The sequence below is a fragment of the Rhodanobacter sp. AS-Z3 genome (assembly GCF_029224025.1).
Lineage (GTDB): Bacteria > Pseudomonadota > Gammaproteobacteria > Xanthomonadales > Rhodanobacteraceae > Rhodanobacter.
Genome location: NZ_CP119392.1, coordinates 1495188 through 1521993, shown reverse-complemented (window position 1 = coordinate 1521993; position 26806 = coordinate 1495188). Strand labels below are relative to the sequence as shown.

Below are 26806 nucleotides of genomic sequence, written 5' to 3'. Positions count from 1 at the left end.
GAGCTACTTCGGCTGGAAACGCACGCGGTTGCCGTGCAGCTCCATCTTCACACCGGCAATGTCGGCCACCCTCTGCAAGGCGGTGCCCGCAGGCATGTCGTTGAACGACAGCGTCACCGCGCCGTTGCCGAGCGCCTCCGGATTGATCAGCGTCCAGCCCGCCTTTTTCGCTATCGATTCTGCCGCAGCACGCGCGGTGCCGTTCTTGATGTGCTCGGTCACCTTGACCGGCGAAGCCTCGGCGATCACCCGTGCCGGGCAGCCAAGCTCAGGCGTGACGTCAATGACATACGCATGCTTGCCGTCCCCTGCTTTGCCTGAGGTATGCAAGGGCTGGCCGAGTGCCCCATGCAACTGGCTGTGCGCAAGCGGTGCGGCACCCACGTTGCCTACGGCAAGATCCATACGCACCTGACCATCACTCAAGGGCGTCGTCGTTGCCTGCACCATCAGACTGCCCACGTTCGCCGTCGCTGCCTCGCCCGACACCGCGCACAACGCGATATCGACTGCCTGTGAATTTGCTTTGGCGCCATCGTCAGTCGACAGCTCGACCAACATGTGCAGCTGATATTCGGGACCGTTTACTTTCTGGCTTGCCGGCGTTTTCTGCGTTGTACTGGCGGCATAGACCGCGCCGGTCACGAGCAAGGCGAGCGCCACGCCGGAAAGCATTCCGGCACGCTGACGCAGCCGGTTCGGCGAGGGTTGTTTCAACATGGCAATACGCTCCGTGAGTGGATGACGCGGGGACCAACTGCAACCCACCGGCAGGGCGAATGCTGCCGACTGGGTCTTCAACATGGCGGTGGCGTAGCTGCGCCGTTGTTCACCGTGAACACGCAGTACTGCGGCATCACAAGCCAATTCCTGATCGTGGCGAAGTGCGGCAAGCGCCCACCATGCCAACGGATGAAACCAGCACAACGCCGCCGCAACCTGCGCGAGCAGACACCACCAGCCATCGTGGCGACGTGCGTGGGCAGCCTCGTGCGCAAGGATCAACGTGCGCTCGGCGCAGTCATAGCGCTGTTCGAAATCTGCCGGCAGCACGATGCGCACATGCCAGGCGCCAACCAGGGCGGGCCCCACATCCGTGCCGAGCGCGCGCAGCACCGGCCAGCGTGATGGCATCTCGATCACTGGCGTGGCGCCGCGCAGCCGCGTTCGATAACGCCGCTGTGCGACCGTCGCCAACAGCAGGCTGACCACGATGCCTGTCAGCCAAAGCAACGACGCACACGCACGCCAATCGAAGCTGCCAGCGGAGGAAACATGGGCCGGCAGCGAACTTCCAACCGAAGCAATCGCAATCACCATCGGTGGCAGCAGGGACACCGGCGCTGCTGCATGCGGCAACTGACTGGCCAGCATCGCCAGCGGCGGCAGCAGCCACAACTGGAACGCGCGCTCGGTGCCGAACAGGCGGCGACAGGGTTTGCGCAGCAGCGCGACTACCAGCACGGCTGCGGTAAACGCGAGGATCAGCAACCAGCCGCGGCCCAGCCAGTCGATCGTCAGCAGGTCATTGCTCATCGTCGAGCTCCTTCAGCAACTTGCGCAGCTCGGCAATGTCTTTTTTCGTCAACTTCCGTTGTTCGGAGAAGTGCGCCACCAGCGGCGCCACCCGACCGCCGAACAGACGGTCGAGCAAGCCTTTGCTCTCCTGCTGCACGTAGTGCTCACGCGCCAGCAACGGCGTGTACAGGTAACGACGGCCATCGCGCTCGGCATGCACGGCCTTTTTCCGCAGCAGACGGTTGAGCAGCGACTTCACCGTACCTTCCTGCCAGCTTTGCGCGGGACCGACTTCGGAAAGGATTTCCTCGGCCGTGCGGGGCGCTTGTCGCCACAACACATCCATCACTACTGCTTCGGCTTCACTGATTGCCATGACGCACCGTTTACACGTGTAAGTGGCTTGATGCTTACACGCGTAATTGATCGAGTCAAGCATTCATTGTTACCGCGCACGATGAGTCTTCATGCAATAGACGAAGGGCATCGAAAGTCACCCAGGCCCTTGCGTAGAGCGGGTCGCACCATCGAAACAACCCGCCTCGGACCTTGGTACAAGGTCAGTCGAGGTCAATCCGTCGTATCCTTGTCAGCTGACTCTCCCTGAGGAAGGCACAGCATGGACAAGGTTTCCCCCAACGCCGCACAAGCCCTTGATGGCTTGCTGTTCGATGGCATGACGATCGCCGCCGGTGGCTTCGGCCTGTGTGGCATCCCCGAGAACTTGATCGGCGCCCTACTGAACGCTGGCACGCGGGACCTGACCATCGTGGGCAACAACGCCGGCGTGGACGATTTCGGCATGGGCCCGCTGCTGAAGACGCACCAAGTCAAGCGCGTGTATGCGTCCTACGTGGGCGAGAACAAGGAATTCGAGCGACAGACGCTGGCTGGCGAACTGGAACTGCACCTGACTCCGCAGGGCACGCTGGCCGAGAAGCTGCGCGCCGGCGGCGCCGGTATTCCTGGTTTCTACACGCGTACCGGGTTCGGCACCAAGTTGGCCGAAGGCAAGGAAACCAAGGTTTTCAACGGCAAGGAATACGTGCTGGAAGAAGCGATCACCGCCGACCTGTCGATCGTCAAGGCGTGGAAGGGCGACGCGCACGGCAACCTGGTGTTCCGCGAAACCGCGCGCAACTTCAATCCGATGATTGCCACCTGCGGCAAGGTTTGCGTGGCCGAGGTGGAAGAGCTGGTGCCAGTGGGTTCACTGGACCCGAACAACATCCACGTGCCAGGCATTTATGTCGACCGCATCGTGCAGGGCGCCAGCTACGAAAAGCGCATCGAGTTCCGCACGATTGCAGGCGTGGCTGCGGGCAAGGAAAACCCGACCCGCGTGGGCATGGCCAGGCGCGCCGCACAGGAGCTGCAGGACGGCTTCTACGTGAACCTTGGCATCGGCATTCCCACCATGGTGGCGAACTACATTCCTGACGGCGTCAATGTCACGTTGCAGTCGGAGAATGGTTTGCTCGGCATCGGCCCGTTCCCCAGCGAAGACCAGCTCGATCCCGACCTGATCAACGCCGGCAAGCAGACCATTACCACCCTGCCCGGCTCCAGCTTTTTCTCCAGCGCTGATTCCTTCGCGATGATTCGCGGCGGCCACATCGACTTGTCGATTCTTGGCGGCCTCGAAGTTTCGGCACACGGCGACCTGGCCAACTGGATGGTGCCGGGCAAGATGGTCAAGGGTCCGGGTGGTGCGATGGATCTGGTCAGCGGGGTCAAGCGCGTAGTGGTGCTGATGGAGCACTGCGCGAAGGATGGCAGCCCGAAGATCAAGACCGAATGCGACCTCCCGCTGACCGGCAAGCAAGTGGTCGACCTGATCATCACCGACCTGTGCGTGTTCGCGGTCGAGAAAGGCAAGGGCTTGACCCTGCTCGAACTCAACGACGGCGTGAGTCTGGCTGACGTGAAGGCAAAGACCGGCTGCGCGTTCACCGTGGCACCGTCGCTGCAAGCTGGATGACTGGAGGGCGGGCACTGCCCGCCGCTTTGCGCAGGAATCGAAAAAGTCGGCAGACAGTGTCTGCCCTACGAACCTGACCTTGCCACGGCATCGGCTGGCAAGGGATGCGGAAAACGGATACTGGCAATATGGCCGCTACCTGGAATGGTCTGCAGTTCCAGCGGCCATGCAAACCGATCGCTGATGCGCTGGGCAATCGCCAGTTCAAAACCATGACGGTCCACGCCCTCGCCAACCGGCAACGCACTGGCGGGCAGCGGGGATTCCACCTGCACATGGTTGCGCACACTGATCAGACCCGGCGACACGGTGACCACCAGGCTGCCCTGCTCGGTCTGTTGCGACGCGTTGCGGATCAACTGCCAGCACAACACCGACAAGGCCTGTGGTGAACCCTGCAGAGCAAACTGCGCCGACTCTTCCAGCCGCAATTCAATGGGCCGTCCGGCCAACATTTCACGGGCTGCGTCCAGCTCTTCACGCAAGACATCGTTGACCAGAAAACGCCGTTCATCCGCGGAGCCATCGGTTTCGCGAGCGAGCACCAGCAACGCCTCCACCAGCACTTCCATCTCGCGCGCAGCACGCTTGATCCGGCGCACCGAACGAACGCCAAATTCACTCAGCCCCTCCTCTTCGGCCAGCATGTCAACCGACATCTTGATCACCGTGAGCGGACTGCGCAGTTCGTGGCTTGCATCGCGGGTGAAATTTCGCTCGCGCTGGTTGTAGCTGGCCAGACGCACGGCAAATTTGTGCAAACCGCGAGTCAAGGACGCAACATCCGCGTCGGTATGGGTGGTCAATTGCTCGACCTTCAACAGACCCGGATCAGGCGACTGACCATCCCAGCGATTGACCACCCGCGCCAGCGCACGCACCGGACGCCAGGCGCGCCGCGTGGCACTCCATGCCAGCGCAGTGATGATCACGATGACCAAGATCACCAGCGACGTCGGCACCACGCTGTACATCCCCAACACGCAGACACCCACCACCGTGAGAAACTGCAGGGTGAACACGGCAGCAATGCGGCGGCGAAAAGCGCCCGCCTGTGGACTCAACGATGTCGCCTTGCTATCCATTACCTGTTTGCATCATCCCGATTCATGCCGTCTCGGCGACGGAAGCCACCTCGGATTCAAGATCCGCAAGGCGATACCCGGCGGAATGGATCGTGTGTAGCAGAGGATGTGCGAAGGGTTTGTCGATGACCCGGCGCAAGTTGTACAGATGCGAGCGCAAGGTGTCGGAGTCCGGCAGCGTGTCGCCCCATATCTCGCGCTCGATATCACGCCGACTGACCACCCGCGGCGACTCGCGCATCAGGATGGCCAGCAGCTTCAAACCGATCGGCGACACGGTGAGTTCCTGCCCCCCGCGCGTGAGCTGCAAGGTGGCGGTGTCGAGCGTCATATCGCCCACGGACAAAAGCTCGGTGGACACCTGGCGGCGGTCGCGGCGGATCAGCGCACGCACCCGCGCTTCCAGCTCACGCACTTCGAACGGCTTGACCAGATAGTCGTCGGCGCCCGCTTCAAGACCGGCGAGTTTGTCTTCCAACGTGTCGCGCGCGGTCAGCATCAGCACGGGCGTGGATTTCTTGGCTTCCTTGCGCAGCTTGCGACAGACTTCAAGGCCATCCAGACCGGGCAACATCAGGTCCAGCACCAGCACGTCATAGCTGTTGGAAACCGCCAGATGCAGGCCGCTGACGCCATCGGCAGCGTAATCCACGGAGTAGCCGCGGCGCTCGAGAAATTCACCCACCATTTCGGCGATCTGGCGGTTGTCTTCGACCAGAAGAATCAGGCCTGACTGCTCGTCGTGTACGGTCATCGTCGTCTTCCCCATCCGTGATTTCACATAAGTGAAGATGAAAGCGTCAGCGCGGTGAGGGTAACGTGAAAGCAGCCAGCACAATTCAGAATCCGTTCGGCTTCAGCTGTCAGTGCAGCAGCGGGAGCAACGACTTCCACACGGTATCGAGCACTTGTGGCTCCGCGCTGGCTACCGGATGCAGGCCATCGTTTTGCATCTTCGCCGGATCAAGTGCAACACCTTCGAGCAGGAACGGCACCAGCGCGGTGCGGTGGCTTCGCGACAGATCGGCATAGATCGCGCGCAGACCATCGCGATACTGCGGGCCGTAGTTCACCGGCAATTCGATCCCGACCAGCAGCACGCGCACCTTCGCCTGCTGCGCCTGCGCGATCATCGCCTCAAGGTTGGCCCGCAGTGCCGGCAGCGGCAGGCCGCGCAAGCCATCATTGGCACCCAGTTCGAGCACCAGCACGGCAGGCCGATACTTGGCCAGCAGCGCCGGCAGGCGATTGCGCCCGCTCAACGAGGTTTCGCCGCTGATGCTGGCATTGACCGCGGTCCACTTCGGCACCATGTTGGACAGGCGCGCATCCAGCAGATGCACCCAGCCGTATTCCACCGGAATGTTGTGTGCGGCCGAGAGCGAGTCGCCCAACACCAGCACGGTCTTCGGCGCAGCTGCCTGGGCCGCGCCCAGCCAACCCAGCCACAGCACACCGCACAACCACCAGCCAAGGCTTCGACGCATGAGTGATTCTTCCCAACCGCTGCTTGAAGCCCGTGATGTTAGCAAGTCGGTTGACGGCCCCGAAGGTCGGCTGGATATTCTCGACAAGGTCAGCCTGCAGATTCATCCCGGCGAAAGCTTTGCCATCGTCGGTACTTCCGGCTCCGGCAAGACCACCCTGCTCGGCCTGCTGGCGGGGCTGGACACGCCGACCAGCGGCAGCATCGTGCTCGACGGCCATGCGTTGCAGACGCTCGATGAGGAAGCGCGCGCCGACCTGCGCCGGCGACTGGTCGGCTTCGTCTTTCAGTCCTTCCACCTGCTGCCGGCACTGACCGCCGAGGAAAACGTGATGCTGCCGCTGGAACTGGAAGGCAGCAACGATGCGCGGGCGCGGGCACGCGACGCGCTTGAAGCGGTGGGCCTGAGCACCCGTCGCCGCCACTACCCGGCTCAGCTTTCCGGTGGCGAGCAGCAGCGGGTAGCGATCGCCCGCGCCTTCGTGCATCGTCCGCGCGTGCTGTTCGCCGACGAACCCACCGGCAACCTCGACCAGCGCACCGGCCACCACATCTGCGACCTGCTGTTCGGACTCAACCGCGACCATCACACGACCCTGGTGCTGGTGACTCACGACGCCACGCTGGCCGCGCGCTGCGATCGTCACATCGAACTGGAAGAAGGTCGCGTGCTGCTGACTCCCGAGGAGCGCGCGTGAATCTGCTACGCCTGTCCCTGCGCAGCCTGCGCCGCGAATGGCATTTACCCGAGCTGCGCACGCTGGCGGCATCGCTGGTGCTTGCGGTGGTCGCACTGGGTGTGGTTGCCACGCTAGCGACGCGGATCGAGCGCGGCATGCTGGCCAGCGCCGCCGAACTGATCGGCGGCGACATCGGCATTTCCTCGCCGCAGGCCTTGCCGCCTTCGTTCGCTGACCAAGCGAGCAAGGATCATCTGCAGATCACCCGCACCGCCAGTTTCCCCAGCGTGGCGTTCGCCCACGAACAAACCCAGTTGCTCGATGTGCAGGCGGTGGATACGCGCTACCCGCTGCGCGGAACACTCGAACTGGGTGGCGCCGCCGCGAACAAAAGCGGCGGCCCTGCCGCCGGCGAGGTCTATCTCGATCACCGCGCGCTGGTCGCACTGAACCTGCACGTTGGCCAGCCACTGCAACTGGGTGGGCGCACGCTGACCATCGCCGCCGAACTGATTCGTCAGCCCGACGGCGGCGAGTTGCTGGCGCTGGCGCCACGCGCACTGATGAACCTCGCCGATGCGGAACAAGCCGGCCTGCTTGGCGTGGGCAGTCGCGCGCGCCATCGTCTGCTGCTGGCCGGCACGCCGACGGCCGTGCAGCACTGGCGCAACTGGGCCCAGACAACCATCTTGCCGCAAGGTGCCGAACTGATCACGCCGGAGCAAACCCAGGAGCGCATGCGCAACGCGTTCGATCGTGCCGGTGCGTTCCTGCGTCTGACGGCGCTGCTGTCGGCCTTGCTGGCCGGGATTGCGATTGCCTTGTCGGCGCAACGCTACGCACGCCGCAAGATCGCCGAGGTCGCCCTGCTGCGTGCGCTGGGCACGCCACGCCAACGCGTGCTGGCACTGTTGCTGGGCACACTGGTCGCGCTGGCAGTGCCAGCGACGTCGCTCGGCATCGCGCTCTCGCTGGGGTTGTCGCAACTGGCGTGGATGCTGGCCAGCCAGTTGTTTGGCAACGTGCCCACGTTGTTGCCACTGCTGCCGTCGTTCGCGGCAGCCGCCATGGGTATCGCCGTGCTGATTGGCTTCGCCCTGCCGCCACTGGCGCGACTGGCCGAGGTGCCGCCGGTAGCGGTGTTTCGACAGAGCGTGCAGCGACGGGCACGCCGCTTCGACGCGCTGTATTTGGTCCCGCTGCTGGTCGCCCTTGGCCTGATCTGGACGCAGAGCAGTTCGCTGCAACTGGCCGGCATTCTCGCCGCGAGCCTGCTTGGCGTAGCGTTGATCGCGGCACTGCTGTCGGGTGTCTTGCTCTGGCTGGCGCGCCGCGTCGCGCCCGGCGCCCATCCGGCAATGCGGTTGGGTTTGGCCGCGCTGGCGCGGCGACCGGCGTTGAGCGTGATCCAGGCCACTTCGCTCAGCCTCGGCCTGTGTGCGCTGCTGTTGCTCGCGGTGGTGGCGCCGTCGTTGCTGCAAGGCTGGCGCCAGGAGCTGCCGGCAGATGCACCGAACTGGTTTGCACTGAACCTGCAGGACGACCAGCGCGCCGGCTTCGCACAATCACTGGGCACCATCGGTGGCAATCAGCTGAACATGCTGCCGCTGGCTGTCGGCAAACTCACCGCGATCAATGGACGCCCGATTGACCAAATCCATTTCAATGACGAACGCGCGAAGGACTGGGCCGATCGGCAATTGCGCTTGTCGTGGTCGGCCGATTTGCCGCCTGCAAACCAGGTAGTCGCCGGCCATTGGCAAGGCGCCCAGCCGGCGCAGGCCGAGGTTTCGGTCGATACGATGTGGCGTGACATGTTCGGCCTGAAACTCGGCGACACCATGCGTTTCGACATCGGCGAGGGACACATCGACGCGACCGTCAGCAGCGTACGCAAGGTCGACTGGAGTTCGTTCCGGGTCAACTTCTTCCTGCTGCTCGATCCAGCCCACGCGGGCGACCTGCCGCATAGCTGGCTGGCCAGCTTCCATCTGCCGTCCGGGCATGCGAAGCAGCTTGCCAAGCTGTCGCGCGACTATGCCAACCTGAGCATGGTGGACGTCGACTCGCTGCTCGACCGCGTGCGCGAAATCATCGATCGGGTGGGCAATGCGGTGCGCTGGATTCTCGGTTTCAGCCTGCTCGCCGGTGCGCTGGTGCTGGCTGCCTCACTCGCCGCCAGCGCGGCCGAACGACGCCATGAAGCGGCGCTGTTGCGCACGTTGGGTGCGCGGCGTGCACAGTTGCGCGTGGCAGCAGCCTGCGAGTTCGCCCTGCTTGGGCTGGTCGCGGGGCTGACGGCGGCTTTGGGTGCGGCGGGTGCGGGCGTGTGGCTGGGCCGAGCCGTATTCCATATCGATGGCTTCTTCCCGCCGCTCGCGCCGCTCGCCCTGGCAGCACTGACGGCTGCCTTTGTGGTGATGCTGCTGGGCCTGGTCGGGACGCGCAAGGTCAGTCGCACACCGCCGATGCGCCTGTTGCGCGATAGTTGATTCACGTCATCGGCACGCCCCATCAACTGCCGCTGGCTGCTATTTCATGGAGGCAAACTACCTGCTTCTGCCTGCACATGGATGACCGTTCGGATGCTCTGGATCTTTGGCGTGGCGAGCCTGTTGGCCGCCCCCATGCTGTTGCGCTGGCAAGCGCGTTTCTTCTATGCCGCCACGTTGCTCTACGGACTGGGCGGACTGATCGCCTATGCGATCTATGAAACGGGCTCTCCTGACCATCACGGCTCGCCCGGTGATGCTTTTGGACTCGGCGTGCTGGTGGTGTGCTTCGTCATGCTGGCGGCCTGCCTTCTACTGATGACCTTGATTCGCCTGCTCGCACTCGGCGTGCACCGGCGCTGGCAACGCTCCCGAACACCGGATCAATCGTGCGACTGCTAGAGTAACGGGCCGTCATATTTGCGCTCTGAATGAACACACGTGCATGGCAAACGAGTCTTCGTGAGGAATGGCTGCTGTGGTTGTTCACGGCGCTGGCGGTCGCCTTGGCGCTGCTCGATCCGCAACCGCTAGACAACTATCGACGCTGGCTGCAGTTGCCGACACTGGCCGGCTTGACCGGACTGCTGATCGCGATACAGGGCATTCGTGACAGCGGGCTGGTGCAACATGCGGCCGTGCTCGTGGTGGCACGTGCACATTCGCTGCGCAGCCTGGGCTTGTTGCTGGTATCGGCGACAGCGTTGCTGTCGATGGTGCTGACCAATGACGTGAGCCTGTTCCTGATCGTGCCGCTGACGCTGGCGATCGGTCGCGTATCCAACTTGCCGGTGCTGCGCATGGTGGTGCTGGAAGCGCTGGCAGTGAATGCCGGCTCCACGCTCAGTCCGATCGGCAATCCACAGAACCTGTTGCTGTGGCAGCACTCGCATCTTTCGTTCCTGCACTTCACGGCGGCGATGCTGCCGGCAGCTGGCGTGATGCTGGTGCTGGTTGTCGCGTTCACCTGGCTGTGGCTTCCGCGCGACCGCGTCGCGCTGTCGTCGGAACGGATCGACGGCGCGGTGATATCCGCACGACTCGGCACGTGGTCGATCGCTGCGCTGATCGGCATGGTGTTGTTGATGGAATTCGATCAGGCGCCGCTGGGGGCGCTGTTGCTGCTCGCGCTGTTTGTACTGCGCGCACGTTCGAGCCTGCTGCGGATCGATTGGCTGCTGCTGGCCACGTTTGCCGCGATCTTTCTTGGCCTGGGCCATTTTGCCGAGCTGCCCTGGATACAGCAGGCGTTGGGACGGCTCCACTTCCAGCAGCCATTGACCTTGTATGCCAGCGGCATCATCGCCGCACAACTGATCAGCAATGTGCCGGCCACGGTGTTGTTGCTGGAGCGCGCGCCGGACACCATCGCACTGGCAGTTGCGGTGAACGTGGGCGGCTTTGGCATGGCGATCGGTTCACTGGCGAACCTGATCGCGCTGCGTCTGGCGCAGCAGCCGCACGGACTGCGACTGCTGCACCGGGTGTCGGTACCGTTCCTGCTGATCTGCGCACCACTGGTCTATCTTGTCTGGCGCTGGCTGAGCTGACCGCTTCGATCAATTGTCGTCGTCATCGTGCGGCACGCTGACCTTGCCTTTCACGCCCGCGTGACTGACATCACCACTGCCTTTGGCGCCGAGGTTGAAGTCACCGGCCACGTCGCGAACATCGAGGTCGCCCGAACCCAAGGTATCAGCCCGCACGTTGCCCCCCACCTTCTTCAGCGTGACATCGCCCGAGCCGATGCTGCCGACGCGGGCATCACCGCTGATGCCTTCGGCCTTGAAGTCGCCAGAGCCCACCGAGCCAAGATCCAGACTGCCAATGTCGGTGGCATCGATATCCCCCGACCCGACACTGGCGCCGAATTTTCCGGACAGTTGCCGCACGTGCAGGTCACCGGAACCCACGCTGGCCTGCAGTTGCTGCATGCCGCTGACCTCGGCGTCGCCGGAGCCCACGCGCAAGGTCACCGGCAGGTTGGCCGGCAATTGCATGGTGACTTCAAGGCTGGAATAGGCGTTGGCGCCGAACAAGCTGAAGCTGAAGCCGCCATCACCGCCGATGTCGATCAGCAACTGGTCACCGTCGCGGCGTTGGGTGACTTGCAGCTTGTCCAGCACAGCCTGACTTGATGCACAGGCGCGCCCGGTCAAGCTGGGACTCTTGCCAGGGTCACTGCCGGTGAGGTGCAGATCCTGGCTGTGCACGTCGATCTGTACCCCGTGCACGCCAGCCAGATCCAGTTGCAGGTTGCGCGGCGCCTGGTACTTGCAGTCGGTGTTGGCAAAACAGGAAAGCGGGGCAAGCAACAGGGCTGCGATAAACAGGCGGCGCATGGTTTTCTCCTTGAGGGATGTTGCCGAAAAACGGGACTGCAGTGAGATGCCGCTGCTCGGCAAAAGGTTGCAGGCATGAGTGAAGCATGAACGCGCAAGTCAACCTGCCTTCGCCCGCCGCGTTGTTCTTGTGTACCTGCCACGGAGAGTGACCATGCATCGCAAGACCCTGCTCGCTTCGACACTGGCTCTGATGATTGCCGGCTCGGCATCGCTGGTGATGGCCCAGAGCGCCCCGCCGCCGCCACCGCCTGCCGCACAGGCGATGGTCGGAAAACACATGCATTCGGGCCATGGCGACAGCCACCATGGCATGCGCGAACACGGTGCCGACCAGCAGCGTGGCGGCGTGATCGGCGATCTGCGCGGTCTGGAACGGCTGTACATGCAGTCCGGCCGCAGCAAGGAGATGACGGCGGTCTATAACGACGTGCTGACCAAGTCGCAGGACCCGCGCGTACGCGACTACGTCTATCACCGTCTGGCTCGCCTGCAGGCACAGCCGGCCAACGTGGATCAGGCGATTGCCACGCTGCGCAAGGGGCTCGACGAAAACCTGGCCAACGAGGCGAAGATGCGTGCCGAGCACGAGCAGAGGCGCGCTGCCTGGCAGCAGCGCGCCGACAAGACGGCGCCAGCAGCGAAGTAACTTCGAGAAAGCGCTTGCACAGCAGCGGCACGACGGCTTTGGTCGTCGTGCCGCGTCAGGCCTCCTGCTCGGCCTGTTTGGCGCGTTGCCACAGTTGTTCCTGCTCGCCCAGCGTGAGCTCGGCGAATGGCGTGCCATCCGCGCTGGCAAGTTGTTCCATCTGCCGGAAGCGGCGCTCGAATTTCGCATTGGCATGACGCAGCGCCGCGGAGAAATCCACGCCGGCGTGGCGCGCCAGATTCACCATCACGAACAGCACGTCACCGATTTCATCCTGCACGCGTGCCGGATCAGCACCGTTGGCGAACTCCACGCGCACCTCTTCCACTTCTTCGACCAGTTTCTCCAGCACCGGCATCGGCCCGGGCCATTCGAAACCGGTAGCGGCAGCACGCTGCTGCAATTTGTGCGCGCGCTTCCATTCCGGCAGCCCGGTCGAGATGCCCGCCAGTGCGCTGTCGTCCGCCGGCTTGCCCTTGTCCGCACGTTCCGCCGATTTGATCTGCTCCCACGCCTGCATCTGCTCGGCGAGGTCGGCATAACGCGTGTCGCCGAACACATGCGGATGACGGCGCAGCATCTTCGCGCTGATCGCGTGGGCGACATCGGCAAATTCGAACAATCCTCGCTCTGAGGCCATCTGCGCGTGAAACACCACCTGCAACAACAGGTCACCCAGTTCATCGCACAGATCGGTCCAGTCCTGCCGATCAATCGCGTCAGCCACTTCGTAGGCTTCCTCGATCGTATAGGCGGCGATCGAGGAAAAGTCCTGTTGCACGTCCCACGGACAGCCGTTTTGCGGATCGCGCAGACGCGCCATGATTGCCAGCAGATCCTGCAAGCTGTGACGAGGCTGCTCGCTCACAACGTCTGCAACCGTGCGGCCCAGTCGACCGTGCAATCACCCACGGCGATGAATTCCGGATTCAGCAGCGACTCGCCGCGGTTGTAACGGAATGGCTGACCGGCAAGGTCGAGTACCGCACCACCCGCTTCATCGAGCACGCATTGCGCTGCTGCCGTGTCCCATTCGCTGGTGAGGCCCAGCCGCAGATAGACGTCCGCATCGCCGCGCGCTATCAGGCAAAATTTCAGCGACGAACCGAGCGGCACCATGTCGTAATCGCTGCCGATCAAACGCTGCAATGCATCACTCCGCGCGCCGCCATGCGAACGACTGCCAGCTACCGTAGGCGACGCCGCCAGTGGCCGGGCATGGATGCGTTGCCAGTCGCCATCCACGCTGGTCTGCAGCCAGGCACCGTGGCCGTGCTCCGCCACGTAAAGCTCGCCGGTGACTGGCGCAAACACCACGCCAAGCACGCTGCGCCGCTCATCGATCAGCGCAATGTTGACGGTGAACTCGCCATTGCGCTTGACGAACTCACGCGTGCCATCCAGCGGGTCAACCAGCCAGTAACGCGACCAATGCTGGCGTTCGGACCACGGCAACGCCTTGGCCTCTTCCGACAGCACCGGCAACGGCATCTCGAGCGTAGCCAGTCCGGCCATGATCGCCTGCTGCGCGGCGAGATCGGCCGCCGTCAGCGGCGAGGCATCGTCCTTGGTCTGCACCGCAAAATCGCTGTGATAGATGTCGAGGATCACCGCGCCGGCAGCACGCGCAATGACACCAATCCGCCTTGCCAGTTCGGGCGGCATGTTCATGCGCGCTGGAAGCGACCGGCGAGATACTCGCGGGCCATGAACAACGCGGCGATCGAACGCCCTTCGGTGACGTCCTCGCGACCGAGCAACGTGTGCAGCTCGGACATCTTCCACGGCACCACTTCAAGCTCTTCGGGTTCGTCGCCGACCAGCTTTTCGGGATACAGGTCCTGCGCCAGCACCACGTGTGCCATGTGCGTCATGTACGACGGCGACAGCGACAGGTTGTGCAGAATTTTCAGCTTGCGTGCGCCGTAGCCGATCTCTTCCTTCAGCTCGCGATCAGCGCCCTGTTCGGCGGTCTCATCCTGATCCAGCCGACCTTTCGGCAAGCCCAGTTCGTAGCGACCGACGCCGCCGCCGTACTCGCGCACCAGCAGCACGGTATCGTCGTCCAGCATCGGCACGATGATGACCGCGCCCAGGCCACTTCCCTTCAGCCGCTCGTAGGTACGCCGCTCGCCATTGGAGAACTCCAGGTCGAGCTGCTCCACATGCAGGAAGTGGCTGTCGGTGACATCGCGGGTGGCGTGAACAATCGGTAGTTTGCGCATCCCGCCATTCTAGCTCGCAGCGCTCAAAGCCGCAGGCGCTGCAAGGCCTTGGCGTGGATGGCAGCGGTGCCGGCCAGCACGCTGCGCGTGTCCAGCGTCAGCGGGGCGCCATCCAGGTCGGTGAACACGCCGCCGGCCTCGCGCACGATCACTGCCAGCGCCGCCACGTCGAGAATGTTCACATCCGACTCGATGACCAGATCCAGACTGCCGCGTGCCAGCAGGTGGTAGTGGCAGAAATCACCGTAGCCACGAATCCGGTTGCTGTCGCGGATCAGCGCGCCCAGTGCGTCCCAGCGTGCGTCACCGGTAAGTGTCTTGACGTTGCCGGTGGAGATCGACGCGGCACTGATCGCGTCGGTTGCGGCCACCTTCACGCGATCGCCATCCAGCCATGCGCCCTGTCCCGCACTCGCCCACATGGTTTCGCCATAGATCGGCGCGCTCGACACGCCAAGCACCAGCTCGTCGCCATCCATCAAGGCGATCTGGGTAGAGAAGAACGGTGTGCGACGGACGAAGCTCTTGGTGCCATCCAGCGGATCGACCAGCCACAGCAGGCCGCCGCGCTCGCCTTGCATGCCGAATTCCTCACCGTAAATCGATGCTTGCGGCAGCGCCGCCTGCAGAATTTTCCGGATGGCCTGCTCCGCCTCGCGATCGGCCACGGTGACCGGGGTAGCATCCGATTTCAGTTCTACCTCGACACCACGTCGCCAGTAGTGCCGGATGATCTCGGCCGCTGCCGCTGCCGCGTCGCGGGCGGCAGCGAGGGCTGTTGCGGCGATATCTGGAGTCATTTCGTCTCGCATCCTTCAGTGAGTTGGCGTTGGCGCACTGCTGGCCAGTCCGCCGTGGTGTTGGATATGGGTGTTGCCGTCAGCCGCCGGGGCGGCCAGTGTGGCCAGCCAGCGGCGCAGCATCGGGTCAGTCTGTCGGGGCCGCAAGGTCACGTCCAGTCGCCAGCCCAGCGGACTGAGCTGCAGCTCGCCACCGATTTGCAACGGGCCATCTCCGCCGTCATGCAGTTGTGCACTGATCATGCCGCCTCGTGCTTGTGCCGTGGCATGCACATCGCCCAGAGCAACATCGCCATGCGCGGTATGCATCACGGCATGATGCCAAGTCGCCTGCGCGTCCATTTGCATCGGCCAGCCGGCCCACAGGAGGGCGTGCGGTATCGACAACTGCAGCTCCCCGCGCGGCTGCCCCCACGGCGTGGTCAGCTGCTGGCCCAGTGCGGCTGAAGTAGCGCTCAGGCTGAGATTACGCACATCCGTTTGGTCAGCGGACAGACGTGCCAGCGCCGCCGAAAAAGACAAATCCGGTCCGCTGAATTGCCATTGCATCTGCGCGTGACCGAACAAACTGCGACGTGACAACTGCCAGTGCAACTGGCCAAGCGATTTCTTGTCGACACTCACCACGGCACCGGCACGCCCATTCCAGATGCTGCCACTGACTTGCTGCAACTGCATGCCACGCAGCTGCGGCTCAATCCACGGGAGCATCCAGCGTGCCGGCAGAAACCACAGCAGCAGGGCCGCCGCTACCACCAGCAGGGCGAAACCAACCAGACATTTTTTCAGTAGCTTCAAGCGTCAAATTCCGGAATGAACGGCGCGCGGACTTGAGCGACCGTCGCGCTGCACCGATGATAGCCGGATGAACAAGCTCACAAACCAGAACAGCGCGCTCGCCGCGCGCGACCTTCGGCATGTCTGGCACCCCTGCACCCAGATGCATGATCACGACCCCAATGGAAGCAGCCGCGTGCCGATGCTGCCGATCGTGCGCGGCGACGGCGCATGGCTGGTCGATGCCAACGGCAAGCGCTATCTCGACGGCATCAGTTCGTGGTGGACCAACCTGTTCGGCCACGCCAACCCGCGTATTGCCGCTGCCCTGGCCGAGCAGGCTCGCACGTTGGAACACGTGATCTTCGCCGGCTTCACCCACGAGCCGGCAATCGCGCTTGCCGAGGAGCTGGTGCGGATCACGCCACCCGGGCTTGATCGGGTGTTCTACGCCGACAATGGTTCGGCAGCGATCGAGGTGGCACTGAAGATGAGCTTCCACTACTGGCTCAATCAGGGTCACGGCGAGAAGACCCGCTTCATTGCGCTGACTGGCAGCTATCACGGTGAAACGCTGGGTGCACTGTCAGTCAGCGACGTGGCGCTGTATCGCAAGACCTACGCGCCGCTGCTGTTGACCCCGTTTCTGGCGCCCTCGGCGGACACTTATCAAGGCGAACCCGGCGAGTCGGCTGAACAGATCGCCACGCGTCGCCTCGATGAATTGCGCGCACTGCTTGAACAACACGCACGCGAAACCTGCGCGGTGATTGTCGAGCCGCTGGTGCAATGTGCTGGCGGCATGCGCATGTATCACCCGAGCTATCTCAGCGGCCTGCGTACCCTGTGCGACGAGTTCTCGGTGCACTTTATTGCCGACGAAATTGCGGTCGGCTTTGGCCGCACCGGCACGCTGTTCGCCTGCGAACAGGCCGACGTGTCGCCGGATTTCATGTGCCTGTCCAAGGGCCTGACGGCAGGATTCCTGCCGCTGTCGGCGGTACTGACTGGCGAGGCCATTTATCAGGCCTTCTATGCCGAATACAGCGCCGGCAAGGCGTTTCTGCACTCGCACAGTTATACCGGCAATCCGCTGGCGTGCCGGGTTGCGCTGGAGACACTGGCGATCTTCCGCGACGAACCCGTACTCGAACGCAACCGCCAGTTGGCCGCCCATCTGGCCCGGCGACTGGAAGGGTTGCGTGACCACCCACATGTTGCCGACGTGCGTCAGACCGGCATGATTGCAGCGGTCGAACTGGTCGCCGACAAAGCCAGCCGACGACCGTTCCCGACGCAGGATCGTCGCGGGCTTCGCGTCTACCTGCACGGCCTGCAACACGGCGTGCTGCTGCGTCCGCTGGGCGATGTGATCTATTTCATGCCGCCTTATGTCGTGACCACGGCGGAAATCGACTTGCTGGTGGACACCGCAATCCAGGGTATCGAACACGCCGTCAGCGACTGAGCACCAACCAGCTCACTGCGCCCGACCGACACCGCGCGCTATGCTGGAAGGCCGTTTCAGACCAAGCCACGTCCATGCGCACGATCCGAATCCATGTCGACCAGCCGCTCGGCATTTCGCAGGAGCTGCAGCTGCCGGCCCAGGCGGCCGAGCATGTCGGCCGCGTATTGCGCATGAATGCGGGTGATCCGCTCACGCTGTTCAATGGCGATGGTCACGACTATGTCGGGGTCATCGTGGCGCTGGGCAAGCGCGAGCTGACGATCAAGGTCGACGCGAAGCTGGCCGTGCAGAATGAGTCGCCGTTGCCATTGACGCTGGCCCAAGGCGTGGCGCGCGGCGAGAAAATGGACCTGATTGTGCAGAAGGCTACCGAGCTTGGTGCGGTCCGCATCGTGCCGCTGCTGACCGAGCGTTCCGAGGTAAAGCTCGATCCCGCTCGTGCGGAGAAGCGCCTGGCACACTGGCGCGCGGTGGCCGCCAGCGCCTGCGAGCAGTGCGGACGGGCACGCTTGCCCGAAATCACGCCGGCGCAGCCGCTGACTGCATGGCTGAGTGGACTGCCAAATGACGATGCACTGCGCCTGGCGCTGTTGCCCGAGGCGCAACTTTCGGCGCGCGAATTGCGCTTCGGCAGCGCCGGCGGCTTGCTGGTCATTGGCCCGGAAGGCGGCCTGGGCGAACGCGATATCGGCGCGTTGAATCAGGCACGCTTCGTGGGCCTGCGGCTGGGCCCGCGCATCTTGCGCACGGAAACCGCGGGGCTGGCCGCGATGGCTGCATTGCAGGCATTGCACGGCGACGGCTAACGCCGCCACGCGACCTCATTCAGTCGTCGGCATCCACTGCCGCGGCTGAATCTTCGGCTGCAGGTGCCTCGATCGTGCCGGCATCGTCATACAGTTCGAGCAGGGTCTTCTCGATCCATTCCAGATCGGGAATCATCGCCACGTCATCACGCACCAGTACATGCGCGCGCACGCCCGGCGGCAACGGCTTGCCGTCATGGGTGGGAATGATCAGCTCGGCATTCAGTGTGGTCAATCGGGGGAAACCCTGCGTGAGCACGGCGATGAACGGCAACCTGGGGTTGCCGCCCAGCGCCTTCAGCACCGCCACACGCACGCTGAGGTCAGCGTCGCCCGCTTCGGTACCAGACAACTCGGTGAATGACACCAGCGGCACCCGCCAGCCACGCCACTCGATTCGGCCCAACATCCAGCTCGGAGCGCCAGCCAGCGGCTGCGGCACACTTTGGGTGATCACTTCGGCAATGTTGGTATTGGGCAACAGCAAACGCAGATTGCCAACAGGTACCAGGACGCAGCGAATTTCACGCGGCAACGGATCACTCATGGAAACACCTCAATCAGGCGCGTCGCCAACTCACTCGGCGTGCCGGAAAAACTGACCAGTCGCTCGGCGAAAATTCCGCTGACCATATCCGCGGAATATTCATCGGTCGACGACTCTACCCAAACCTGGCCACCACGATCATGGACCGCCTGTGCGCCGGCCACGGCATCATTGCCGCGACCGCCAAACACGATCGCCAAAGCGTCGCGACCAAACACATTTGCCGCCATGGTCAGGCTGGCATCGATCGATGCGCTTTCGGCAGCCGGATCGGTGATCGCCTGCAACTCGATCTTGCCATCGCGACGAAGACTTACCTGCTGCCCCGCCGGAACCATCAGCACCTCACCATGACCGACCCGTCCGTTCTGTTCGGCCAGGCGCACCGGCAGCGCGCAATGTGCCTGAAATGCTTCCAACAACGCCGGTTCGGACTGATCGCCCAGGTGTTGGGTATGCAGAAAAGTCAGTCGCGTGGTCGCCGGCAACGCGGCAAGGAATGCCTTTACAGCATCGACGCCCTCGGTTGCTGCGCCAAGCAGGACGATACGACTCAAGGCACTGCCAAGCTCGTTGAGCACCATTTCGTGGTCGTGAACGTAGACCTGCGGCGCGATGGCTTCTTCCATGGACACCAGTTCAAGGCTCATCACGGGCTCGAGATCCGGTGCCACCGCCTCGATGTCGTGCGCAAGGTAATCAGCAGCACTGATCTTCTCGATGCCAAACATCGCAGGACTGGGCTTGTCGGAAGGCTCAGCCGTTGCAGCCATGTCGTCATCATCGACCAGCGCCCATCCTTCGGGTGCGCGCACTGGCGCAACGCTTTCGGGCGTGAGCGGATGTGCTGCCGAAGGAGACATCGTGGCGACATCGGAATCGGTCAGCGAGGACAACTCCAGATGGTCGAGCTGGAATGTCGGCGCTGCAGCGCCGGCAGCCTCTGGTGTTGGCGCAACCCGCGCCGGTTCGGCGGCATCGACTGTTTCCGGCGTGATGATCGGTGCACCGAAGTTGCCGTCGTGCAGCGGCGGCGGCTCGGCGCCATCCACGAAGCGCAGCCCAGGCCCGGACGACTGCTCGTCTTCCTCTGGCAGCTCACCCGAGGCCAGCAGTGCTTCAAGCTCCGCGGCCAGATTCTCTGATTCCTCGGCGGCCGACTGTTCGCGCTCGACGACGGCATCGTCTGGTAGCGCATCGTCCACCGGTGCCGCCAGCTCAGTGTTGTCAACAAGCGGTGCAACCGCATCGACCGGCAAGGGCCCATCGATAACCGACTCTTCGGGTACGGAGTCCGTCAGCACGACGGTGCGGCTGGGCGACGCACTTTCACTTTCCGCGAGCATCGCCGCGGCATCCGGTGACCCTGCGGCAACGACCGCCGCTGCGGAGGTTTCGATCAGGCGCGAATCATTCGGACGCGGCGGGTCAATATCACCGGCAGCCAGCACCTTGACCGCAAGATGCCGCGCCCAGCGTGCGCGATCCCAGCCCTCCAGCGTCCGGCTGGCCTGGGCATCGTTGAACACCACCCGCGGATGATCTCCGTCGATCACTTCGTACAAGTGATCGAAGGCCTCGTCGGCATCGTCGTCAAGATTGATCACCAACACGTCCACGCCGACCCGCTGCAACAACTCGCGACTCAGGCTGGAAACGCCACCTTCGTGCACGATGCGGGCACCACGTTCCTGCAGCGCCTCACGAAGCTGGCCAACCAGTTCGGTATCGTCAAACAGCAGGGCAACCGCAGGAGCCATTTCAGTCATGAACCGGCTCCGACGCGCGTTGCTCCAGCACTTCGCTGATCTGCACCAGCAACTCGGCTTCCTGGTAAGGCTTGCCGAGGTAGCGATCCACACCGATGTCGAATGCCCGTTGACGATGTTTGTCGCCGCTGCGCGAGGTGATCATGATGATCGGCACGTCACGCAGGCGAGGATCGGCCTTCATGTGGGTTGCCAGCTCGTAGCCGTCCATGCGCGGCATCTCGATATCCAGCAACATCAAGTCAGGCACGCGCTCGTGCAGCTTCTCCAGTGCATCCACGCCATCCTTCGCCGTGCTCACCTCGTATTCGTGACGCTCCAGCACACGGCCGGTGACCTTGCGCATGGTGATCGAATCGTCGACCACCATCACCAGCGGACGCACCTGAACCTCTTCGATCACCGGCGCCTGCACGGCACTGAGACCATCGGACAGTCGCTGTTCGCGGCGAATCATGCCATGACGCACCAACGGCGCCAGATCGAGAATGATCAGCACCGAACCGTCACCCATGATCGTTGCACCGAGCAGACCCGGCACCGAGCTGATCTGCGGACCAACCGACTTCACCACGATTTCGCGCGAGCCGAGTACTGCGTCAATCCGGATCGCCGCACGCAGGTCACCCGCGCGAGTCAGCAACAACGGCTGCTGCTCGTCTTCGACCGGGAGCCCCGGCGGCAAGCCAAGCAACTCAGCCAGGTCATGGATGCCGTAGTCCTCATTGCCGTAGTTGAATGAAGGCTCGTCCTGCCCCATCAACTCGGCCAGCTCTTCCGGATTGACCCGCGCCACACCTTGCACGGAGGTCATTGGAATCGCGAAGGTTGCCTCGCCAATACGCACCAGAATGGCTTGGGTTACCGCCAGGGTGAACGGCAGGCGCAGGACGAAGGTCGTGCCCTTGCCCTCTTCCGATTCGATCGACAACGAACCACCGAGCTGCTTGATCTCGTTGGCGACCACGTCCATGCCGACACCACGTCCTGCCAACTGGGTCACCGAGCTGGCCGTGGAGAAGCCTGGCTGGGCAATCAGCGAAAGCAGCTGATTGTCGGTGGGCCGGGTTTCGGCACGCAGCAAGCCACGTTCGACGCCACGCTTGCGGATTGCCTCACGGTTGAGACCGCGACCATCGTCGCTGACCCGCACCACCACCTCGGTAGCCTCGCGAGCTACCGTGATGTGCACCGAGCCTTCGACCGGTTTGCCCGCCTTGCGGCGCTCAGCCGGAGCCTCGATGCCGTGCGCGATCGCGTTGCGCAACATGTGTTCGAACGGTGCCTTGATACGGTCAAGCAGGTTGCGATCCATTTCGCCGTGGGCACCGTCCACGTAGAGCTGGGCTTGCTTGTGCTCTTCCTGCGCAGCCTGACGCAGTGTGCGGCGCAAGTTCGGTACCATCGTGTCGAACGGCAGCATACGAGTACGCAGCAAACCATCCTGCAACTCGGTACTGACGCGCGACTGCTGAATCAGCAGCGTTTCGGCCTGACGGGTCAGTTCATCCAGCATGTTCTGGATGGAGACCAAGTCGGATACCGACTCGGCCAGCGCACGCGAGTACTGCTGCAGTTGTGAGTAACGATCGAGCTCGAGCGGATCGAAGACGGTGAGACCCGCCTCCCGATGCTCGCGCTGGAAGCGCGCGATGATCTGCGCTTCGGTTTCGATTTCGAGCATGCGCAGCTGACTGCGCAGACGCGCCACAGTCTGTTCCAGCTCGACCAAGTTGAAGCGGTAGCCGGCAACCTGCTGTTCCAGTCGCGAACGGTAAATGGCCACTTCGCCAGCGTGGTTGACCAGGCTGTCGAGCAAATCGGCGCGAACGCGAATCTGCTCCTGCGAGGAACGCACTTCCTCCTCGGCCTCAGGCAGCAACTCGGGCAGATCCGAGCCCACCGCAAATTGCGGTGTCGGCGCGGCCGCAACCACGACCGGCGCAGGCACGAAAGCGGCCGCCAGCGAGGCATCGTCGGTGAAGGTGGTCTCGCCAGCCATGGCCAACAACTGGTTGATCATGCCCTGCGGGTAGTCGGACGCCTGACCCTGCGAGACCTGTTGCACCATCGCGTGCAATTGGTCGAAGCTGGCTTCCAGTGCAGAGATCAGCGGAGCGGTTTGCGCCGGATCGCGAATCGGCTTTTCGAGCAAGGTTTCGATGGCGTGGCTGAGGTCACCGACCGGCATCAGACCCGCAATGCGCGCGCCGCCCTTGAGGGTATGCAGATCGCGCTGCAGCTCGCCAATATGGGACAGCTCGGACGGCTCGGCATGCCACTGCGCCAGTACCTCGTCGGCGTGATCGAGCAGCTCCCTCGCCTCGTCAATGAAAACTTCCAGCAGATCGGCGTCGATCTCGCCCAGCCCGCCAACCGCAGGCATCGATTCTGGAATCGAGGTGGAGTCTGCTTTCGCAGCCGGTTCGATCGCGGGCGGAACCATGTCTTGCTGCTGGGCAGCCAACTTCGCGGCAGCAGCTTGTTCGGCTGCGGCCTGCTCGGCAGCGAGCTTCTCGGCAGCAGCGTGTTCCGCCGCCGCCTGCTCGGCAGCCAGCTTCTCGGCAGCGGCCAGTTCCGCCGCCGCCTGCTCGGCGACCAGCTTCTCGGCAGCAGCCTGTTCTGCCGCCGCCTGCTCGGCAGCCAGCTTCTCGGCAGCAGCCTGTTCTGCCGCCGCCTGCTCGGCCGCCAGCTTCTCGGCAGCAGCCTGTTCCGCCGCCGCCTGCTCGGCCGCCCGCTTCTCGGCAGCAGCCTGTTCCGCCGCCGCCTGTTCGGCAGCCAGTGCCTCGGTAGCGGCCTGTTCTGCGGCGGCGTGCTCGGCCAACAGTTGTTGCAAAGCAGCCTCTTCCTCAGCGCGCTCGGCGGCCAATCGCTCGACTACTGCCTGCTCTTCTGCGGCCCGCTCGGCAGCCGCCTGTTCGGGTGCAAAGGCATCCAGCGCCGCGACCAGTTGCGCGGCGGCCTCGGCATGATGGGCATCCTCGGGATGGACCTGATGCGCCATTTCAGCGCTGATCTGATCGTCTTCCGCTGCCCCAGCCGCTGCAACTTCGCCGGTTGTCTGCTCGTCATCGGCATGGCCTGCCGTAGCTTCCGGTGCCACGTGCTCGATCTCGTCGACAACGGGTTCGGACAGGACGTGCGGCAAGCGCGACTCGGGATAGCCATCCCGCATGTTGGTGATTTGTGCGATCAGCGGATCAACGTTGGGCAACTGCGGATCGGCAACATCGAACTGCGCCATCACGTGGTCGACCACGTCCAGCGACTGACTCAACAGTCCCACGCCATCCGATGACAGCGGGATGCTCGCCGCACGCAAGCGCTTGAACAGCCCCTCAAGCGGCGACAACAGGTGCATCAGCAGCGGGATGTCGACCATCGCGATCGCCCCGTGCAACGTATGCACAGCACGCAGCAGTTCCTCGCCAATCGGCAGTTCGCCATCGGTCCGCTGGATGGCGCTACGGATCGTCTGCAGATACTGCGACACCTCGCTGCGCAGGATTTCCAGCAGAACCGGATCAACCGGTGGCATCACCGGCATGGCAAGAATGTGATCGGTGTCGACCGGTCCCAATTCGGCAGGCGTGGTCCGCACGTCTGCCAAAGCTGCCGTCGGCACGGCCTCGGCGATTGCGTCGATGCGCGGTACGCGACGGCGCACAATGCGACGAACGGTCTCGGTGCCTGTCGGCAGGTTGTCTTCAAGCCGCGCAGGATTGCCCGCAGCAACTTTCTCGGCGGTGCGCATGATGGCCGAGAGCGGCGCATTTGGCTGCCCCTCACCCTTCAGCGCGCCAAGCAACTGCGGCAGTGCTTCAATGGCATGTCGCACCACGGCCTGCACGTTGGCGTCCGGCTTGATGCTGTTGTCGAGCACGCGATTGAGCATGTCCTCGACCTTCCAGGCGAACTCGCCCAGCACGCCGGCGCCCACCAGTCGACCCGAACCCTTCAGGGTGTGGAACGAACGGCGGATATTCACCAGCGAAGGCGTCAGCTCCGGATCGGCCAGCCACACCTTCTCTGCCGCCAGCAAGTTGTCGATTTCTTCCTGCATTTCTTCCAGGAAGATCTCGCGAATATCGTCGTCGATACCTTCGGCGTTGGCATTGAACTGGGTGTTCTCGGCCAATGCATCACGCACCGGCACTTGCTCGACCACCTCTTCTTCCACTTCAACCCAGTCGTCATCCTGGTCTTCGGTGTCGCCGGCTTGCAGCATGGCCGGTGCCATGGCTTCGGTCTGGGCCAGATGCGGACCGTCCAGATCATGCGCCGAAGTAGCAGGCGTACCGCTGCTGCCAACGAAGAGATTGCTCAGGTCATCGCCCGGCAACAGACTGACGGTTTCGGTGAGCTCGGGATGGCCGCTGTCTTCGGAAAGGCCAACCGCAGACACCAGCGTTTCGGCAGCCGCCTCGACCGGGTGGGCTTCACGAGCAGCCGGCACCGGCCAGTAGCCGAGCAGGCCAAGACTGTGTTCGGCCACATCCAGAATGTGCTCAAGACCGCCGCGATGTTCGCGCGCCGCCTCAAGGTAGTACTCAAGCGCCGCCAGGGCGTCGGCCAGATGATCCATCTGGGCGCCGCTGGGTACGCGACGATCCTGCAGCAATTCGTAGTCGACGAAGCGACCCACGCCCTGCGCGAGATCGGCCGGTCGCGGTGACGACAGCATGCGCATGGCACCCGCCACTTCGTCCATCAGGATCGGAGCACCGACCAGCCGGCCGTGATCCCAGCCGGATTCGACAAACGCCACGATGGCATCCTTGACCCTTCCGGTATTGGTGATCGCTTCCTGCATCAAGGTAGTAACGACACCTAGCGCCTCGCTGCGTGGCAGCGCATGCGAGGCGTCGCCGGTATCCGCGCCGCCTTCGGAACCCAGACTCTCGATGTGATCGTCCAGCGAAGCCTCGACGTAAAGCAGGGCTCCCGCCACGTCGAGCAACGTCTCCTCATCGGCCGGACGCATGCGCGTGGAGATTTCTTCCAGCACTCGGCATTGTTCGGTTATCACGCGGCGCGGCACCGTCAGCGCCAGCATGCCCAGCGTGTCACCGACCCGCTCAAGCACTTCGCCCTGCGCAGACAGTTGGGCCGGATCAGCGTTCTCCTGACGCAAGAACAGATCCAGCGCTTCCTTGACGCGCAACAGATCGTCTTTCAGCGCGCGGGACACCGAATCAAGCAAGGCGCGGTTATGACCCGCCATGGAGCCACGTGCGTGCTCGAGCTCACCGGCATCCGGCACCAGGCTGTCCAGCGAATACGTGCTACGCAACAATTCCATGTGCGGGCTGCGCTGCTTGGCCTGCGCAACGATGTAAAGCAGTTTGCAGGCTACTTCGTCCGCTTCGCCACCCCGCAAGGCGTGCTCACCCTGCTCGATCAGCAAGCGGATATTGCGATCCACCTTGCCGATCAACTGGCGTACTTCACCCGCCACATTCTTCAGGGCGCCCTGTTCCACGCCCTCCAGCACACCAGCGGCAATCCACCACAAACGCCGGCCATGCACGTGATAACAACGCGCCGTGATGGCCAGCAGGGTCTTGCGCATATTGACCAACTGGTCAGCCGCGTTCTGCCCGCGAAACCAGCCCAGCAACTGCTGCTGGAAGCGCAGACGCAGATCCACCAGCTCGGCATGATGGGCTTCGGCATACGCCTCGCTCATCGCCGCCGGTGCCTGCTCCGGCAGGAACGCGTCGAGGTTGGGGTGGAACATTGACGATTCGGTCAACGGCTCCTGCCCGCGGCTTTCGCGCAGATCGTTGAGCAGTGGCAGCAATACCACCGGCACATCGCGGTGACCGCTGGACAGACGCTCCAGATAGTCCGGCAATTGCATCAGGCCACGCATCAGTGCGGCGTAGGCTTCCTCCCGCTGAGTGACGTGATCTTCGAGCAGGGCGATGGAGAGCGTCTCCATCTCCGCCGTCACCATGGCAGCGCCATACAGCTCGACCATCTGCAAGGTGCCTTGCACCTGGTGCAGGTGATCCGCGCAGGTGCGCATGTAGTCGCGCTTGCCCGGATTGTCGACGTACGACTCCAGAGCCTCCCGAGCTATCGACAACGTATCGTCGAGCTCCGGTTTGACCCATTGCAGCGTGGTGAAATCGATATGGTCTTGAAGTCTCATGCGCCTCTCTCAACGGTTGCA

22 protein-coding genes are annotated in these 26806 nt (G+C 63.5%); 8 read left to right on the top strand and 14 right to left on the bottom strand.

Annotation, left to right across the window (positions count from 1 at the left end; translation table 11 throughout):
- Nucleotides 1–3 precede the first annotated feature (3 nt).
- Entirely contained in the window at nucleotides 4–1536 is a 1533-nt protein-coding gene (locus PY254_RS06475; protein WP_281014658.1) for a M56 family metallopeptidase, read from the bottom strand.
- Nucleotides 1526–1894, bottom strand: coding sequence for a BlaI/MecI/CopY family transcriptional regulator (locus tag PY254_RS06470; RefSeq protein WP_281014657.1), 369 nt, complete (start codon nucleotides 1892–1894; stop codon nucleotides 1526–1528). The genes PY254_RS06475 and PY254_RS06470 overlap by 11 nt, the downstream gene beginning before the upstream one ends.
- Nucleotides 1895–2137: 243 nt before the next feature.
- Between PY254_RS06470 and PY254_RS06465 the strand changes: the two genes are divergently transcribed.
- A complete protein-coding gene (locus PY254_RS06465; protein WP_281014656.1) occupies nucleotides 2138–3499 on the top strand; it encodes a 3-oxoacid CoA-transferase in 1362 nt (453 codons plus the stop codon).
- A gap of 65 nt (nucleotides 3500–3564) precedes the next feature.
- Here the strand turns inward: PY254_RS06465 and PY254_RS06460 are convergent, their stop codons facing one another.
- From PY254_RS06460 to PY254_RS06450, 3 genes are all read right to left on the bottom strand, one after another.
- Nucleotides 3565–4584 (bottom strand): sensor histidine kinase, encoded by a 1020-nt coding sequence (locus tag PY254_RS06460; protein WP_281014655.1) that lies wholly within the window; start codon nucleotides 4582–4584, stop codon nucleotides 3565–3567.
- Between the two features lie 22 nt (nucleotides 4585–4606).
- On the bottom strand, nucleotides 4607–5338 hold the full coding sequence (locus PY254_RS06455; RefSeq protein ID WP_281014654.1) for a response regulator transcription factor: 732 nt from the start codon (nucleotides 5336–5338) through the stop codon (nucleotides 4607–4609).
- Nucleotides 5339–5447: 109 nt separating this feature from the next.
- The gene (locus PY254_RS06450; RefSeq protein ID WP_281014653.1) at nucleotides 5448–6071 is read right to left on the bottom strand and encodes an arylesterase; all 624 of its coding nucleotides are present in this window, start codon (nucleotides 6069–6071) and stop codon (nucleotides 5448–5450) included.
- On the opposite strand from PY254_RS06450, the gene PY254_RS06445 reads away from it, so the two are divergent.
- From PY254_RS06445 to PY254_RS06430, 4 genes are all read left to right on the top strand, one after another.
- Nucleotides 6070–6768 (top strand): ABC transporter ATP-binding protein, encoded by a 699-nt coding sequence (locus PY254_RS06445; RefSeq protein ID WP_281014652.1) that lies wholly within the window; start codon nucleotides 6070–6072, stop codon nucleotides 6766–6768. The two genes, PY254_RS06450 and PY254_RS06445, sit on opposite strands and share 2 nt — an antisense overlap.
- Nucleotides 6765–9242, top strand: coding sequence for an ABC transporter permease (locus tag PY254_RS06440; protein ID WP_281014651.1), 2478 nt, complete (start codon nucleotides 6765–6767; stop codon nucleotides 9240–9242). Before PY254_RS06445 ends, PY254_RS06440 begins: the two co-directional genes overlap by 4 nt.
- A gap of 93 nt (nucleotides 9243–9335) precedes the next feature.
- Complete coding sequence (locus PY254_RS06435) at nucleotides 9336–9644, top strand: hypothetical protein (RefSeq protein ID WP_281014650.1); 309 nt, start codon at nucleotides 9336–9338, stop codon at nucleotides 9642–9644.
- 29 nt (nucleotides 9645–9673) lie between these two features.
- Nucleotides 9674–10792 (top strand): SLC13 family permease, encoded by a 1119-nt coding sequence (locus PY254_RS06430; RefSeq protein WP_281014649.1) that lies wholly within the window; start codon nucleotides 9674–9676, stop codon nucleotides 10790–10792.
- A gap of 9 nt (nucleotides 10793–10801) precedes the next feature.
- Here PY254_RS06430 and PY254_RS06425 read toward each other — a convergent pair whose 3' ends face one another.
- On the bottom strand, nucleotides 10802–11584 hold the full coding sequence (locus PY254_RS06425) for a DUF4097 family beta strand repeat-containing protein (RefSeq protein ID WP_281014648.1): 783 nt from the start codon (nucleotides 11582–11584) through the stop codon (nucleotides 10802–10804).
- Nucleotides 11585–11738: 154 nt separating this feature from the next.
- On the opposite strand from PY254_RS06425, the gene PY254_RS06420 reads away from it, so the two are divergent.
- Nucleotides 11739–12233, top strand: coding sequence for a YfgM family protein (locus tag PY254_RS06420; RefSeq protein WP_281014647.1), 495 nt, complete (start codon nucleotides 11739–11741; stop codon nucleotides 12231–12233).
- A gap of 55 nt (nucleotides 12234–12288) precedes the next feature.
- Here the strand turns inward: PY254_RS06420 and mazG are convergent, their stop codons facing one another.
- The 5 genes from mazG to PY254_RS06395 are packed head-to-tail and all read right to left on the bottom strand — an operon-like array spanning nucleotide 12289 to nucleotide 16056.
- The gene (gene mazG, locus PY254_RS06415; RefSeq protein ID WP_281014646.1) at nucleotides 12289–13101 is read right to left on the bottom strand and encodes a nucleoside triphosphate pyrophosphohydrolase; all 813 of its coding nucleotides are present in this window, start codon (nucleotides 13099–13101) and stop codon (nucleotides 12289–12291) included.
- The gene (gene cysQ, locus PY254_RS06410; RefSeq protein ID WP_281014645.1) at nucleotides 13098–13904 is read right to left on the bottom strand and encodes a 3'(2'),5'-bisphosphate nucleotidase CysQ; all 807 of its coding nucleotides are present in this window, start codon (nucleotides 13902–13904) and stop codon (nucleotides 13098–13100) included. The genes mazG and cysQ overlap by 4 nt, the downstream gene beginning before the upstream one ends.
- Nucleotides 13901–14458 carry an ADP compounds hydrolase NudE gene (gene nudE, locus PY254_RS06405; protein WP_281014644.1) on the bottom strand — a complete coding sequence of 186 codons (558 nt, stop codon included), beginning with the start codon at nucleotides 14456–14458 and terminating at the stop codon, nucleotides 13901–13903. Before nudE ends, cysQ begins: the two co-directional genes overlap by 4 nt.
- A gap of 23 nt (nucleotides 14459–14481) precedes the next feature.
- Nucleotides 14482–15258 (bottom strand): inositol monophosphatase family protein, encoded by a 777-nt coding sequence (locus PY254_RS06400; protein ID WP_281014643.1) that lies wholly within the window; start codon nucleotides 15256–15258, stop codon nucleotides 14482–14484.
- Between the two features lie 15 nt (nucleotides 15259–15273).
- A complete protein-coding gene (locus tag PY254_RS06395) occupies nucleotides 15274–16056 on the bottom strand; it encodes a type II secretion system protein N (RefSeq protein ID WP_281014642.1) in 783 nt (260 codons plus the stop codon).
- 67 nt (nucleotides 16057–16123) lie between these two features.
- On the opposite strand from PY254_RS06395, the gene PY254_RS06390 reads away from it, so the two are divergent.
- Both PY254_RS06390 and PY254_RS06385 read left to right on the top strand, forming a co-directional pair.
- Nucleotides 16124–17503, top strand: a complete 1380-nt coding sequence (locus PY254_RS06390; protein ID WP_281014641.1) for an adenosylmethionine--8-amino-7-oxononanoate transaminase — start codon at nucleotides 16124–16126, stop codon at nucleotides 17501–17503.
- A 74-nt stretch (nucleotides 17504–17577) separates the two neighbouring features.
- Complete coding sequence (locus PY254_RS06385; protein ID WP_281014640.1) at nucleotides 17578–18312, top strand: 16S rRNA (uracil(1498)-N(3))-methyltransferase; 735 nt, start codon at nucleotides 17578–17580, stop codon at nucleotides 18310–18312.
- Nucleotides 18313–18331: 19 nt separating this feature from the next.
- Here PY254_RS06385 and PY254_RS06380 read toward each other — a convergent pair whose 3' ends face one another.
- From PY254_RS06380 to PY254_RS06370, 3 genes are read right to left on the bottom strand one after another with little or no spacing between them, the layout of a single operon-like run.
- Nucleotides 18332–18859: a chemotaxis protein CheW gene (locus tag PY254_RS06380; protein ID WP_281014639.1), complete on the bottom strand. Its 528-nt coding sequence runs from the start codon at nucleotides 18857–18859 to the stop codon at nucleotides 18332–18334.
- Nucleotides 18856–20628, bottom strand: a complete 1773-nt coding sequence (locus PY254_RS06375) for a chemotaxis protein CheB (protein WP_281014638.1) — start codon at nucleotides 20626–20628, stop codon at nucleotides 18856–18858. The genes PY254_RS06380 and PY254_RS06375 overlap by 4 nt, the downstream gene beginning before the upstream one ends.
- Nucleotides 20621–26785 carry a FimL-related protein gene (locus PY254_RS06370; RefSeq protein ID WP_281014637.1) on the bottom strand — a complete coding sequence of 2055 codons (6165 nt, stop codon included), beginning with the start codon at nucleotides 26783–26785 and terminating at the stop codon, nucleotides 20621–20623. The genes PY254_RS06375 and PY254_RS06370 overlap by 8 nt, the downstream gene beginning before the upstream one ends.
- Between the last annotated feature and the right edge of the window lie 21 nt (nucleotides 26786–26806).